Raw genomic sequence first — 14883 nt, 5'->3', positions numbered from 1 at the left:
GAAAGCACCGGTCTTGAAAACCGGCATACGTTAATAGCGTATCTAGGGTTCAAATCCCTATCTCTCCGCCACTTTTAAAAAAACCGCTGTTCTTACAGCGGTTTTTTTGTATCTGTTGTTTTTTAACCGCTGTTATCGAAACTTCTAATTGATTTTTCTCTAGCTCTTTCTCCAAGTTTTTGCGTACCTACTTTGGGTTTAGTTTACGCAGTAATACCTTCAATCGAAGACATTGCCATACGTCTCATTTGGGCTTCAAATAGAGCTTTCTTAAGTCTCAACGTGGGATGCTTAAACGCATTTTGATAGAGTTCCAGTCTAAATACTGCGGATGCACTTGGAGAAAAAATGAAGCTACTTTACTGGTTAGATGAATGGCAAGCTCTTACTCAACAAGAACAAGAGATGGCTTTACTTATCTCTGGCTACGATTTACTTGATGATGTGTTTGTGAAGTATGAACTCGTCGATCTTAACAAGCCATTGTTGTTTACATTTTCTCCTTCCGGTACTGATGTGCAGGTACAAGATTTAACTCCGGATTTTTCTCCTTGGGGCTACGAGCTCGGAATACAACAACAAGTAAACATTATTGCCTTTCAACATTTAGGACAAAGTAATTGGTTCCGTAGTCGGAATTTGATTTTCTTTCTGGAGCAGCTATCTGAGTTGCTTCATCCCTTCAAATGTCGTTTGGGTTATGGGCAAAGTCGAGGTGGCTTTGCAATTGGCGCGTTCGCTAACTTGCTGAAACTAGAACATCTTTTGTTGTTTTATCCTGTTAGCACTAAAAATAAAGCGTTAGTGCCTTGGGATGATCGGCCGAGTACTGAGCTTGCTCAGCAGTTTGCTTGGGAAAGCGGCTACCATGATCGAGATTTGGGCAATGCCAAAGGTTATATTATTTATGACCCATCCAATCGCATTGATCGTCTTCATGCTGAACGTTATCCAGAGCTTACCCATTTAAAAGTCGTCGGTATGGGACACGGCACTCAATCCACACAATTAGATAAATTAGAATTTTTTAATCTGGTGGCGCAGGAGTTTGTTCGCCATCAAACCTTAGATATTGACCAATTTAATAAGCAAATTCACGCTTTGTTTTAAAAGAGGACTGATATCAGAGTCCCCTGTAACCAGGGGGAGATGATCACACACTAAAAACTAGATTTTTAACACAATTGCTAGGCGCAATTTAGATGGAGGATTAATGAAGTTACTGTACTGGTTGGATGAATGGCTGGCTCTTTCTCGTGAAGAACAGCAAACCAGGCTACCGATGTCCGGGGAGGACTTACTTGATGATGTATTTGTTAAGTATGAGTTTGTCGACCGCAATAAACCGTTGTTGTTCACCTTTTCCCCTGCTGGTACGAATCTACAAGTACAGGACTTACACTCAGACTTTGCGCCTTGGGGCTATCGCTTAGCCCAGAAACAAAAAGTAAATATTATTTCATTTCAGCATCTTGGGAAAAGTAACTGGTTTCGCAGCCGTAATTTGATTTTCTTTCTAGAGCAGCTATCAACTTTACTTGAGCCTTTTGAATGTCGTTTAGGTTATGGGCTTAGCCGCGGTGGTTTTGCTATTGGTGCCTTTTCCAATCTATTAAAGTTGGATCAAGTATTGATGTTTCACCCGGTCAGCACAAAAAACAGAGTTTTGGTGCCATGGGATGATAGGCCAAGTACTGAACTAGCCCAACAATTTGATTGGGAAGGAAAGTATCACGACCTTGACCTTGGCGATGCAAAAGGCTACATCATTTATGATCCAACTAATGAAATCGACCGCCTTCACGCCAAACGCTACCCAGAGCTCACTCACTTAAGAGTCTTCGGGATGGGACATGGTACCCACGCGACGTATTTGAATAAATTCGGTTTTTATAAGCAAGTGGCTGTAGACTTTATACGTTATCAGAAGATAGATATAGCGCAGTTTCGTCATCAGACTAAAACGCTGCGATTAAAAGAAGATTACTATCAGTGCCTTAACAAGGCGAATGCGAGTTCACAGCATCGTTTGAACTTACTGAGTACCGCTCATAATGTGTTAATTGAAGAAAAGAAAGAACATGTGAAGGAGCATCAAGCGCAAATCGATATTCAGCCACTTGTTGATATTGCGATGAAGCATGAGCATGACAATCCGCAAGATGCAGTACAACTTTTGGAAGTGGCTCAGCAGTTAGTTCCGAATGACCCCGTTGTGGAGCACAAGTTGCAGCAACTGTCGTAGGCGAGTAATGCAGACTGGCATTTTGAATTTGGTCAGTGGCTTTTGTCGCTGGCCTTTTTAAGAGCTTATGGGTTGATATTTCGATGAAATTTAATGAAGCAGTACAAAATAAAAAGCCCAAGCAAATGCTTGGGCTCCATAAATGTTAATGCGAGTTTTAAAACTCTTTTGGCGCAAAGCCTGTCATCACATCAAGGCGAAGTTCTTTACCAACTTTTGTTAATGGGTGAACGATTACTAAGCCGCGTACGCGTTTTTTCAGTTTGCCGATGTCCGCTTGTTCTGCTTTGGTGATTTCACGAGAGAAAGGCATATCAAGTAAGCTTTTACGTTCTTTGTTCAGCTCATAGTTTTGCTTGTGCTTTAACTGGTTAAGCTTTTTGGTAAGCTGTTCTACTTCATCCGTGAACTTTGTAATCATTTCGTGATCACCACGAGAACGTGCCGCATCAAGTTTACGTTGGCATGTATCTAAACGGTTGTGCAGCTTTTGAATATCAGTTTTTATGCTCATGGTAATTTGGCTCAAATTTTAAATAGTCGAGGAGTATAGCATAGCTGAGATCACACGCTCTACTATACTTCTCGATTGTCTGGCTTTAGTTAATCAGTTCATTGCCCGATACGTTACCAGAGAAAAAGGCTTCGACGTTATCAAGCGTCACAGAGGCAATATTATTCAGTGCTTCGTGAGTCAAGAATGCTTGGTGGCCAGTAAACAGCACGTTATGACAAGCCGATAAACGGCGGAAAACATCATCTACAATGACATCGTTAGATTTATCTTGGAAGAATAAGTCTTTTTCATTGTCATACACGTCTAGGCCAAGCGCACCAATCTTACCTTGTTTCAACGCTTCTATCGCCGCTAGTGAATCTAGCAACTCGCCTCGACTGGTGTTAATGATCATTACACCATCTTTCATTTGCGCGAAGGCTTTTTCGTTCAATAAGTGATAGTTTTCTTCACTCATTGGACAATGGAGAGAGATAATATCCGCATTAGCGTAGATTTCTTCAAGCGAACAGTAACGGGCTCCCATTTCTAGCGCTAATGGGTTTTCGTAGGGGTCGTAGCAAAGCAGTTCCATGCCAAGCCCTTTGAAGATACGCATCGTCGCGATACCAATCTTACCCGTACCAATAACACCAACGGTTTTTCCGAAAAAGTTAAAGCCAACAAGACCTTCTAGCGAGAAGTTGGCGTCACGTGTGCGTTGGTAGGCCTTGTGAAGACGGCGGTTTAGGCACATCATTAAACCAACCGTGTGCTCTGCCACTGCTTCTGGTGAGTAAGCAGGAACTCGAACCACTTGTAAGCCTAGTTCTTTGGCTGCTTGTTGATCAACTTTATCATATCCCGCGCAGCGCATAGCAATAAGCTTGGTCCCGCCCAGAGAAAGCTGTTTAAGGACAGGAGCTGAAAGATCATCATTAACAAACGCACATACAACATCACTGCCGTGCGCCATCTTGGCTGTTTTTTCGGTTAGTCGGAAGTCGTGATAGTGAAATTCAAAATCGCGGTTATTTTTAATTTTATTAAAAGAGGCTTCGTCGTAGGATTTTGCACTAAAAAAAGCAATGTTAATCATGGTTCCCTCTCAAAAAGTACGGACTTTATAAATATGCTTATAAAGTAATGCAACTTAGCCGCAATGAATAGAGAAATCTTCTCTTTGACTTTGTTGTATCAAATAACGATAAGAAGTACGCCTTTCAGCGAGTGCTATCTTACGGTTCCGCATTAGATACTGTTTGCTTTACGAGCCTTAACTGACTAGCATTATCGCTCTTTTCTTGTTCACTTTATTAGCTTAGGCGTTACGACAATGTCAGTAAAATGGTTCTCTATGTTCTTGTGTTGTGTGTTTGCTTCGGGCACTCACGCAGCTGTTGACCTTGTTAAAGTCGACAAGTCTAAGCGTCGAATGTATTTGATGGAACAAGGAGCAGTGCTAAAAGAATACCGAATTGCTTTAGGAGCGAACCCGCAAGGACATAAACAAGAAGAGGGAGACAATCGCACGCCAGAGGGCGAATACACTCTAGATTATGTTATAGAGGACTCTGCTTTTTATCGTTCTGTGCATATCAGTTACCCTGATGCGATTGATACGTTGGAAGCGAAGCGCCGAGGTGTGTCCCCTGGAGGGAACATCAAAATTCATGGCTTAAAAAACGGTGAGAGTCAGTTGCCGATTTATATCCAAAGTTTTGATTGGACTAATGGGTGTATTGCGATTACCAACGAGGAGATGGACGAATTTATCCAGCTTGTCGAGATGGGGACACCAATTCAGATTGAGTGGTAATAAAAGGTCCCCTTTAATGTTCTGGCTCTTATAGGCTATGGCATAAAGCGCTGTGGATGATCACTAAAAATACCGTCTAATTGAGGTAGGTATTTCAGTTTATTTGGATTGTTTACCGTATAGCACATCACTTTGTAACCGGCTTGTTGGAGTTTGTTTATCTGGCGAGTACGAACCCAGTTAATGTTTAGGTTGCAGCTATAGGCACTAACTTCCTCCAAAAGGCGTTTATCTTTTCTCGTAAAGAATTCACTTAACACACCCAATCGGTAGCCACTGCAGTATTTGTGCATCGCTCTAATGACGTCATGACTAAAGCTCGATAGGAGTACATTCTCTTGCGGCATTGGACTTTTTGTTAACGCATTGGCGAGAGTCTGCGCCACTTCTTCCGCTGGATGGTTGTCTACTTTAACTTCGATATTCAAGTTAAGCTTATTCTCAGTAGCTAAAGTGAGCAGTTCATCTAGTGTCACGATCTTCTCGCCTGAAAAGTCTGTGCTAAACCAACTACCGAAATCTAATGCTTTTAACTCTTCCAGGGTGAGCTCATCAACACGGCCTTGTCCATTGCTGCATCGATTGACGGTATGATCATGGCAAACCACTAAAACATTATCTTTGGTAGGCTGTATATCCACTTCCACCCACTTCAACCCCAGGTCAATGGCTGCTTGAATGCTTATTTTTGTATTCTCAGGGTATGAACCTGCCACGCCACGGTGACCAATTAATAACGTTTCCATTCGCTTTATCTTTTGCTTTGCGGTTGCCAGATTGTACTCGTTTTTTCTATGAAGATATATCTAGGTGCATATTGTTAGGAACCTTTAGTAAAAGTGAACATTAAACTCTAATGGCACGTTGCTGCTTCTTGGACTGAGTCCTGTGGACTTAAAGCCTTAGAGTGTGTAGTTGTTTAATTGGTAAATGAGTAATAAAATGCGAACCATTTTTATTTGAATGGTGAGTGGTAATGTCACGAGTTTTGATAGTCGATGATGACGTTCCTTTGTGTGAGCTGTTAGAAGCGGTTTTGCAAGAGGAGGGCTACATCGTCTCTTCTGTACATTGCGGTGAAAGTGCGCTGCAATATATGGAAAAAACGCCTGTAGATCTTGTATTGCTTGATGTCATGTTACCAAACCTTAACGGCATGCAAGTTGCTCGTAGGATCTGTCAGCGCTTCGCGACACCTATTCTAATGCTTACCGCTCTCAACGATGAAAACTCGATGCTTGATGGTTACCAAGCGGGGGCCGATCAGTATATCGGAAAGCCTTTTAATGTCGCTGAGCTTCTAATGCGCATCAAAGCGATTCTTCGTCGTGTTGGCTTGGAACGTCAACGTCAGACGATGTGTAGTACCGTTCAAACGATCAGTGACCAGCTTAATAGCTTACCCCTCACAAGTACGGAAGCTGAACTATTGAGCTACTTGGTAAAAAACCAAGGAGTCGTGATTTCAAAAGCAGAGCTTCAAACCGAAGTGTTAAAGAAAGAGCTGAGTCCTTTTGATCGCAACCTTGATATGCACATCAGTAACATACGTCGCAAGTTAGTTGAAGCGGGGCTTTCCAAGCAACATATCAAAACCTTCCGTGGCAAAGGTTACAGTTATTTAGAGGCTGTAAACTGTTAATGAAGCTCCGGTGTCCACCTTTTATTGCAAAACGTAAAGACAGCTTAGCGTTCAAGTTATTTAGTTGCATGACCGCAATTGTCATTAGCATTTTGGTCGTGCAATCCTTAGCGGAACAAGCTCTGGTGAAAGCCATGTTGAAAGTGCCCGATAGTGTGCGAGAAGAAATGCTAGACCTTGCACATCAAGCTAACGTATTGATTGAGCACGGAGACATGGACGAACTTGCTGACTGGGCAAATGCGCAAAACTTTTATTTATTTGTGTTGAATGAACATCAGCAACCAGTTACGCACCGTCTGATGCATCCGCACTTCGAGTTCAAACTTCAATTTAAGAGAAGCATCGATGATCAACTTGAGGGGAAAGTGAATCGCCCCATCATCAATATTCCTTTAGTTCATGGCAATACTTTAGTGATTCAATTGCCACATCGACTGCACCCTGCAAATGACTTCATTCTGTATTTCTCTATTCTCAAAGTCGTGATTGCAGTGGTTATTTTGGCGCTCTTTTCGCTGCTAATGGCACGTAACTTACAGCAACCATTGGATCGATTGAGAGAAGCAAGCAAAAAGCTATCTAATGGCGATTTTAATGTTAGTGTCGTGAAAGAGCTGAAGTCGAGCACGCGTGAGTTTAACGAGTTAGCGCAAGACTTCGATCACATGACGCAACAGATTCATTCTCTCGCTGAAAAGCAGCGACTGCTTATAAGAGATGTCTCTCACGAATTGAGAACGCCGTTAGCGAGGCAGAACTTGGTTCTGCATCTTTTGCGAAAGCGTGTTGGAGAAAGTGAGCAAAGCCTAGTGACAAGGCTAGAAGATGAAGCAAAAGAGCTAAACCATTTGATCAGCGATATATTGGAGTTCAGTCGCTTGGAAAATGCGCGCTTCGACAAAGCCACGAAACGCTGTGATTTAGAAGTTTTGCTCTCCCCGCAAGTAGAACGTTGCAAAATAGATTTGAAGTCAGAACAGACGTTGTCTTTCCGCTCAGAAGCTGTATGTGCTAAAGCCATTTGTGAAGAAACGCTGGTCATTCGTTGTTTGAACAATCTTATTGGTAATGCCATTAAATATTCAGGACAAGCATCTCAGATAGAAGTTTCTCTGGAAAATTATGTCAAAGAAGGGCAGCAATTCACCACCATGTCAGTATCTGATAATGGGCCTGGTATTCCAGAGAACAAGCTGGTCGATATTTTTGATCCGTTTACACGCTTAGATGCTTCTAGAGATAAAAAGCTTGGTGGCTACGGTTTAGGTCTTGCGATTGTCAAAGAATCCATGCGTATTATGGGTGGAGCAGTCACGGCGAAAAACCGTGAGCAAGGTGGTTTGAGGGTTACTTTAGTGTTCAAACAATAAGTATGATTAAGTTGTATTTTTTGTGATTAATGTCACATTATCAAGGCGCATCATCAGAGAGTACTTTACAAAAGTTTGCAAATGCAAAGAATGTAAATTTAATGCAAATGGTAATACTTATCACTTATATTCACCCGCGAAATAATTAAGAGGGAATCGCATTCAACAAGTATGTGACCCGAAAAATAATAATCGGAGTGAAAGGATATGTTTACTAAGAGCCATTTGGCGTTAGTGATCGGTGCAGTGTTAGCAACACCTGCAGTGGCGGAAGTTCAAACAGACGAACATGTAGTTGTAGAAGGTCGAGAATTCGGCTACAAGGCAGATACAAACAGTACAGCAATGCGCATGGAAATGACGCAGCTGGAAACGCCGGGACAAGTAGCGGTTATCGATGAAACGGTAATTGATGAGCAGCGTGCAAGTACACTTGGTGAAGTGCTACGTAACGATGCAAGTGTTAGCGCGGGTGGTACAAGCCGTAACCGCGAACGTTTCTCTCTACGTGGTTTTGAACTTAGCAGTTCAGACGGTTTTCTTCGTGATGGTCGTCAACACTGGTCACACTACCGTCAGCCAATTGAGCTTTTAGAGCGTGTTGAAGTGCTTAAAGGTCCATCAGGTCTGCTATACGGTAAATCTGAGCCGGGTGGTTTGGTAAACATGGTTTCGAAAAAACCAACAACTCAAACACAAGCAAGTTTGAGTCAAGATCTAGGTTCGAATGATCACTCACGCACTGTGCTTGATGTGAGTGGCGCGCTAAATGATGCAGAGACACTGCGAGCGCGCGCAATTTTTGCCAAAGAAAGCTACGGCTCTTGGCGCAGGTACGGTGATGGCACTGAGCCTAAAACAGATCGTACGGTAGCTGGCCTAGTGGTTGAGTACGATATCACAGACAACTTTATGGTATCGGCTCATTACGATCGCACGAAAGACGATGGTAGCGTGGACTCTGGCGCATACATTGTTGATGGCAAAGCGGTTCGCGGTGATAAGTACATTTGGGATGCGCAGTGGTCTGAAATTGATAACGAAGTAGAAAACTACGGTGTCGATATTAATGCGCAAGTCACGGATAACGTGAACGTAAAAGCAGGTTACAACCGCCAAGACTTTAAGCGTTTTGATGTAGAGTCTTACCCTAAGTTTGATCAGTATGAAGAGTTAAATACGATTAAGCATCGAGGCAACGATCGCTCCGATAATTGGGTATTTGATACTGCATATATAGATGTGACGACGGACTTTACTTTGTTCGGTACGGAAAACACGTTGTTAGTGGGCGCTAACTACTTAGATTACAGTTATGATCGCTTTATGGCAATTCATAATGAGGCGAGTATTGCTCCAGGAGAAACGGTGCCTAAGCCTAGCTATCGTAGTTCGAAGAAATCACCAACAGCTGAGTACGATACTTGGGGTATCTACGCGCAAAATATGATGACGATTAATGATTACTGGCAAGTGCTTGCAGGTGTTCGTTATGACGAAAAGCGTGATGATGAACTGACCGAAAACCAGGTTTCTCCAAAATTTGGTGTCATTTTCCACCCATCGACGAATGGCTCGGTTTACGTTCAGTATTCTGAAAGCTTCATGCCTCAAGGTGAAGTCAGCAACGGTAGTCGTACCTACATCAATGAAGGTGAGAAACTCGACGCTGAGCGTGGTATCTCTTATGAAATCGGTACGAAGTGGGAACTGTTTGATCAGCGTTTATTTGTATCTGGTGCTGTGTTTGATATCACGTTAGAGAACATCTCGCTGGATGTTGAAAGCGGCAAAGACGCGGGCGGCAATCTCCTACACAAGAAAACGCAAGGTGGTGAGCAAGTTCACAAAGGCGCTGAGTTAATGGCTCAAGGTTTTGTGACCTCAGAGTTGTCGCTAACCGCTTCTGCAATGTATTTGGATGCAGAGCTTAAGAAGGCAGAAAGATATGAAGGTAACCGCCCTGTAGACGTGCCAGAGTTCTCGGCAAGTCTATGGTCTAGCTACAAGGTTCAAGACAACACTAACTTAAACCTTGGTTTGATTTATGAAGGTGATCGCTACGGTGATGCAAAGAACACCTTCAAGAAAGATGGCTACGCTCGCGTTGATATGGGCGTGTCATACAAACATAAGTACGATGAAAACTTGGATATTATTGCTCGATTCAATGTCGAAAACTTATTCGATACCGACTACTTCGCAGGTGGTGGTAGCACGAATGGCGAGCAAAAAGGTGCGAGTGGGGTTGTGGTTGGAGAAAGCCGCAACTACATGGCAACAATCCAGTTCAAGTACTGATAACAATTTGATTATTAAAGGGGAAGGGTAGTCTTCCCCTTTGGTCGTTTTTGGAACACAGAAATATAACTCGTATGAATCTAATGAAATCAAGTATCGCTCTGTTGATATCATCGGTTTTGATTCCCGCTCACGCGGCGAACTTAAACGATGCACAAGCTGTGCAGAGTAAAACAAACCAGTCGTCGGCGGTAAGCCAAAAACGTATTGATGCAAGCGCAGAAAAATCACTTACTCTAGAAGCTGAAATTGAGCAGATGCAAGAAGAAGTCGGTAACTTGAAGATTTATCGCGATCATCTTGCAAGCCTTGTTGAGAGCCAAAATCAAGAAGTTGATAGCTTGAACGAGCAAATTGAACAGATTGCTCAAACTCGTCAAGGTGTCGTGCCTTTAATGTATCACATGCTTGAGGGCTTAAAAGTGCTCGTCGCTAACGACAAGCCTATACGCAAAGCGCAACGTGAGGAGCGAATTGCAAAGCTGGATTCCATGATGACGCGTGCAGACGTTGCGGATGCAGAGAAGTTTCGTCGTATTTTAGAAGCGTACCAAATTGAAATGGATTACGGCACCAAGCTTGGCGTTTACCAAGGCAAGATTAACCTAGGTGACAATGAAGCTGTGGAGGCGGACATTCTCTATTTAGGCCGTTTGTCTTTGGTAGCGCGTAGCTTATCTGGTGACACATTTTGGAGCTGGTCACAGCAACAACAAGCATGGCAACAAGTGGGTTCTGAGCAAAAATCAGAGCTAGACAAAGCGTTCGCTATGGCGAATAAACAGATCGCGCCGAGTATGTTAACTCTGCCAGTGTCGTTAACCGCTGCGGAGGGCAAATAAATGATGAAAAAATGGTTATCGGTTGCATTAATCTCGACAGCCGCATTAATGCCTTATACAACTTTTGCTAGTGATGCGTTGTTACAAAAGGCGCAGCAAGAAAATCGTCAACAGCAATCGCACAATGTCGCGCGTGAATCAGGTTTTAAGCAAACAGAGCAAGACCTACAGGCTATAAAGAATAAATTGGTGGCAGAGCGTGCTGCTCTTCAAGCAGAGGCGGACTCATTAAGTGTTACCTTCGGTGAAAATGAAGCAGAACTGGCACAGCTAGAAGAAAAGTTGCGTCTAGAAACCGGGAGCCTAGGTGAGTTATTTGGCGTCGTTCGCCAGAACGCAAAAGAGCTAGAGTCTGAGCTAAAAAGCTCAGTAACCGGTGTAGATGCAAACTCATATCAGAAAGATATCGATGCTATTGTTGCGGCTAAATCACTGCCAACGTTGACCCAACTTCAGGCGATGTGGCGCAGCATGGAAGAACAAATCAAAGCAAGCGGTGAAATGGCAAACGTCTCTTTCACACTGCTAAATGGCGAGGGTCGTGAACAAACGCTTAATGGTGTTCGTCTTGGTTCTATGGCGCTGCTGGATGACACTGGCTACGTTAAGTGGAATGGTCAACGCGGAGATGCGGTAAACTATCTTCGTCAGCCTGAAAGCGGTCCAACAGCGAATACTATTTCCTCTGGTGACATTGATGCGCTTGTCATAGATCCGTCACGTGGCATTCTTCTTGAGCAGCTCGCAAACTCACCGACTTTGGCTGATCGCCTAAATGCGGGTGGCGTTGTCGGCAAAATCATCCTTGGTTTATTGGCTATCGGCCTATTGATTGCGCTCGTACGTGGTGCATCTCTGATGATTTCGCGCCAGAAAATCATGAAGCAACTGAAAACCCCAGCGCAGCCAGGAAACAACCCTTTGGGTCGCGTGCTTGCGGTATACCAGAAAGACAAGCATCGCAGCGTAGAAGCGTTAGAACTACGTCTTTTGGAAGCCGTTGTTGATGAGCAAACCCACCTAGAAAAAGGGTTGTCGATGCTTAAGCTTCTTGCTGCTCTAGCTCCGATGCTTGGCCTACTAGGCACGGTAACGGGTATGATCGAAACCTTCCAAGTCATCACTCAATTTGGTAATGGTGATCCGAAAGTAATGGCGGGTGGCATTTCGATGGCACTTGTGACTACCGTACTTGGCCTTGTTTCAGCCATGCCTTTGCTATTAGCGCACAACGTATTGAGCTCTCAAGCAGAAAATATTCGCAGTATCTTAGAAAAACAAGGCATCGGTTTAGTTGCAGAACAAGCTGAGCGTGATATGCCGAATAACAAAAGTCACTCTAACACCTTAGCGGAGAACGCAGCGTAATGGAGCAGATCCTACTCAGCACATTGGGTTTGATCAGTGAGGATTGGGCCACAACCTTGACGAGCTTTATGCAGCAAGGTGGTCAAATCCTATGGTGGCTGGCCGCCGTCGTGGCGGTGTGCTGGCTGTTGGTTATGGAGCGAGTTATTTATCTCACAACGGTTTTCCCTGGGGTAAAAAAACAGCTTTGTGAGCAGTGGCACGCAAGATCAGAGCACCACTCTTGGTACGCGCATCAAATCCGTGAAGGATGGATTGCAAAAGCGCAAATCGAACTACGCCAAAACCTATCGACTATTAAGCTACTTGTGGCGGTTTGCCCAATGCTAGGGTTGTTAGGGACGGTGACAGGCATGATTACGGTGTTTGACGTAATGGCATCGCAAGGCAGCAGCAATCCGAAATTGATGGCTTCTGGTATCTCACTTGCTACGCTGCCAACCATGGCAGGTATGGTAGCAGCGCTTGCGGGCATGTTTATTCATGCTCGCCTTAGCAAAGTGTGTGAACGAAAAGCTATCCAGTTAGAACAATCTTTAAGGAGTCAAAAGTGAGACTCGGACGCAGACCTAACCAACAAGATGAAGCTCAAGTCGATTTAACCTCGATGCTTGATATCGTCTTCATCATGTTGATCTTCTTCATTGTGACCAGTTCGTTTGTACGTGAATCCGGTGTAGAAGTGAATCGCCCCCAGGCTTCTAATGTAGTAAGTCAAAAAGACGCGGGCATTTTTATCGCAGTAACGGCAGCGAATGATGTGTACATTGACAAACGAGTGGTTGATATTGAGCGTGTTGAGGCCTCTATTGAGCACCTGTTACTTGATCAACCTGATGCCTCGTTAGTTATCCAAGCTGACGAGCATGCTTACAATGGCACTGTCGTGAAAGTGATGGACGCTGCAAAGGCGGCGGGTGTGAAGAACATTGCATTGGCGGCGGAGAAACCTTAATGGGCAGGCTGTTACTTGCACTACCAGCATCACTGTTAATTTCTGTGAGCTTGTTTAGCTTTATGGCGTGGATGGTTGATAAAGGCAACCAGCGTGCACCAGAAGCTTCAGAAGCCGTTCGTTTTGATATGGTGATGGTAGAGAATGAAGCAGACGTGCAGCGTCGTCAACGTTCAGTGCCGGAGCAACCAGAACCACCTCAAGCGCCGGAGCCAATGGATCTGTCTCAAGCTGACACTCAAATGGAACCAATGAGTCAGATGACGCCAGTCAGTGCTTTAGGTTTAAACACAGCCCTTGAAGGCATCGCGATTAGCGCCCCAAACTTGAAGGGAACAATGGGCAACCAGCAAGCACTGCCGTTGTATCGTGTTGATCCTCGTTATCCAAGTAAGGCGCTGAAACGTAGAGTGGAAGGTTATGTCATTATGCGTTTCACGATCGATGCAACTGGACGACCAAAAGATATTGAAGTGATCGAGGCTGAGCCCGAGCGCATGTTTGAAAGGGAAGCAATCCGTGCGCTTAAAAAATGGAAGTATCAGCCAAAAGTTGAGGATGGTGTGTCAATTGAGCAGTTCGGACAAACCGCTAAAGTGGAGTTCAAGTTAGCCAAATGATGAAAAAATTCTTAATCGGTACGGTATTAAGCCTGAGTGCACTCTCAACCATTGCCAGTGAGTTAAGCCAATACACCGCAGCGAGAGTTCAACGAGCACACAACTTGGCTCAAGAAGAGAAACTGAAAGAAGCGATTTCATCTCTTGAAGCTATGGAGCTTTCTCGTGGATATGACCAAGCTTATGTCGCTCGAATGTTGGGTATTTTTTACTGGCAGAATGAGCAAACTCAAGCGGCGATTAAGCAACTTGAGTTGGCAGTCAATAGTGGTTTGCTACAAGATGAGCAAGCATGGCAAACCCGAAAAATGTTGGCTGATATACTGCTGAACGAGCAACGTTTTTCTAAGGCGTTACCTCATTACTATGCCTTGAGCCAAAACATTCCTAAAGGTCAACAAGCGCATGAGCTATGGCTGCGTATTTCCCAATCTCATTATCAACTGAGTCAGTGGCAAAAAGTGCTTTCAGCAATGGCTCGTTATGAGAAATTTGGTCAGCCAGACAAGCTTGGCGCATTGTCGATAAAGCTTTCTGCTGAGCTAGAACTGAAAAAGTGGAAGCCGGCAATCTCGACCATCAAACGCTTAATAGTGATTGAACCTGAGCGAATTGAATGGTGGCGTCAGCTTGTTGCTCTATACCTACGGGTTGATGACAACAAACGTGCCCTAGACTCTTTGGCTTTGGCAAAACTGAAAGGGTTACAACTTAGCCAAGATGACTTAAAGCTGCTGGCACAATTGTACGCGAAACGAGGTATTCCTGAGAGAGCTGCGTTGGTGATGAACGAGCTAGAGGATGTAAACTCGAATAGTAAGCTAAAAGCTCAGCAAGCAACGTATTGGCAAATGGCAAAAGAGTGGGAAGAGTCTATCGATAGCTGGCGTATTGCAGCTCAGCTAGATAGGCAGTATTACTGGAACTATTCTCAACTGTTGGTGCAAGAAGGCCATTATAAAGATGCCATTGCCGCGCTCGATAAGGTCAGAGGTCGTAAAGCGGATGTTGCACTTATCAAAACTCGCGCTTACTACAAACTTAAGCGGTTTGACGATGCGCTCGCTAATGCCAAAAGAGCGAATGAGATTAAGCCATCGAATCAGGCAAAGAGTTGGGTTAAGTATCTATCACAGCTACGCAAAGTAGAATCGACGCAGAACTCATAGCGAACATTTTTATTAAATACCCGAGCTCAGTCTCGGGTATTTTTTTGTCTAAA

15 protein-coding genes are annotated in these 14883 nt (G+C 44.0%); 12 read left to right on the top strand and 3 right to left on the bottom strand.

What is annotated here, in order from left to right:
• Positions 1-348 precede the first annotated feature (348 nt).
• The gene (locus tag R7E38_RS08805; protein WP_226083303.1) at positions 349-1110 is read left to right on the top strand and encodes a cytosolic protein; all 762 of its coding nucleotides are present in this window, start codon (positions 349-351) and stop codon (positions 1108-1110) included.
• A gap of 103 nt (positions 1111-1213) precedes the next feature.
• Entirely contained in the window at positions 1214-2245 is a 1032-nt protein-coding gene (locus R7E38_RS08800) for a hypothetical protein (protein WP_025768076.1), read from the top strand.
• A 157-nt stretch (positions 2246-2402) separates the two neighbouring features.
• On the opposite strand, the gene R7E38_RS08795 is transcribed toward R7E38_RS08800, so the two are convergent.
• A complete protein-coding gene (locus R7E38_RS08795) occupies positions 2403-2759 on the bottom strand; it encodes a YibL family ribosome-associated protein (protein ID WP_005374274.1) in 357 nt (118 codons plus the stop codon).
• 85 nt (positions 2760-2844) lie between these two features.
• Positions 2845-3840 (bottom strand): 2-hydroxyacid dehydrogenase, encoded by a 996-nt coding sequence (locus tag R7E38_RS08790; RefSeq protein WP_054579202.1) that lies wholly within the window; start codon positions 3838-3840, stop codon positions 2845-2847.
• Positions 3841-4077: 237 nt separating this feature from the next.
• Here R7E38_RS08790 and R7E38_RS08785 point away from each other — a divergent pair, with 237 nt between their 5' ends.
• On the top strand, positions 4078-4560 hold the full coding sequence (locus R7E38_RS08785; protein ID WP_005374271.1) for a L,D-transpeptidase family protein: 483 nt from the start codon (positions 4078-4080) through the stop codon (positions 4558-4560).
• A 35-nt stretch (positions 4561-4595) separates the two neighbouring features.
• Here the strand turns inward: R7E38_RS08785 and R7E38_RS08780 are convergent, their stop codons facing one another.
• Positions 4596-5306 carry a glycerophosphodiester phosphodiesterase family protein gene (locus R7E38_RS08780; protein WP_005374268.1) on the bottom strand — a complete coding sequence of 237 codons (711 nt, stop codon included), beginning with the start codon at positions 5304-5306 and terminating at the stop codon, positions 4596-4598.
• Between the two features lie 230 nt (positions 5307-5536).
• On the opposite strand from R7E38_RS08780, the gene R7E38_RS08775 reads away from it, so the two are divergent.
• The 9 genes from R7E38_RS08775 to R7E38_RS08735 all read left to right on the top strand — a co-directional run bounded on the left by R7E38_RS08775 (position 5537) and on the right by R7E38_RS08735 (position 14830).
• Positions 5537-6202 (top strand): response regulator transcription factor, encoded by a 666-nt coding sequence (locus R7E38_RS08775; protein WP_017635544.1) that lies wholly within the window; start codon positions 5537-5539, stop codon positions 6200-6202.
• On the top strand, positions 6202-7575 hold the full coding sequence (locus R7E38_RS08770) for a sensor histidine kinase (protein ID WP_064369509.1): 1374 nt from the start codon (positions 6202-6204) through the stop codon (positions 7573-7575). Before R7E38_RS08775 ends, R7E38_RS08770 begins: the two co-directional genes overlap by 1 nt.
• A gap of 207 nt (positions 7576-7782) precedes the next feature.
• Entirely contained in the window at positions 7783-9876 is a 2094-nt protein-coding gene (locus tag R7E38_RS08765) for a TonB-dependent siderophore receptor (protein ID WP_206955103.1), read from the top strand.
• A 74-nt stretch (positions 9877-9950) separates the two neighbouring features.
• On the top strand, positions 9951-10718 hold the full coding sequence (locus R7E38_RS08760) for a DUF3450 domain-containing protein (RefSeq protein ID WP_206955101.1): 768 nt from the start codon (positions 9951-9953) through the stop codon (positions 10716-10718).
• Entirely contained in the window at positions 10719-12086 is a 1368-nt protein-coding gene (locus R7E38_RS08755) for a MotA/TolQ/ExbB proton channel family protein (protein ID WP_226083305.1), read from the top strand.
• Positions 12086-12640 carry a MotA/TolQ/ExbB proton channel family protein gene (locus tag R7E38_RS08750; RefSeq protein WP_005374258.1) on the top strand — a complete coding sequence of 185 codons (555 nt, stop codon included), beginning with the start codon at positions 12086-12088 and terminating at the stop codon, positions 12638-12640. Before R7E38_RS08755 ends, R7E38_RS08750 begins: the two co-directional genes overlap by 1 nt.
• The gene (locus R7E38_RS08745; RefSeq protein ID WP_005374257.1) at positions 12637-13041 is read left to right on the top strand and encodes an ExbD/TolR family protein; all 405 of its coding nucleotides are present in this window, start codon (positions 12637-12639) and stop codon (positions 13039-13041) included. Before R7E38_RS08750 ends, R7E38_RS08745 begins: the two co-directional genes overlap by 4 nt.
• Positions 13041-13661: an energy transducer TonB gene (locus R7E38_RS08740; protein WP_005374256.1), complete on the top strand. Its 621-nt coding sequence runs from the start codon at positions 13041-13043 to the stop codon at positions 13659-13661. Before R7E38_RS08745 ends, R7E38_RS08740 begins: the two co-directional genes overlap by 1 nt.
• Positions 13658-14830, top strand: a complete 1173-nt coding sequence (locus tag R7E38_RS08735; RefSeq protein WP_053304673.1) for a tetratricopeptide repeat protein — start codon at positions 13658-13660, stop codon at positions 14828-14830. Before R7E38_RS08740 ends, R7E38_RS08735 begins: the two co-directional genes overlap by 4 nt.
• The last annotated feature ends 53 nt before the right edge of the window (positions 14831-14883 follow it).

It is taken from the genome of Vibrio sp. Vb2131, assembly GCF_033338535.1.
GTDB lineage: Bacteria > Pseudomonadota > Gammaproteobacteria > Enterobacterales > Vibrionaceae > Vibrio > Vibrio alginolyticus.
The sequence above is the reverse complement of the archived record's forward strand: the minus strand, read 5'-3'. Positions and strand labels throughout refer to the sequence as shown.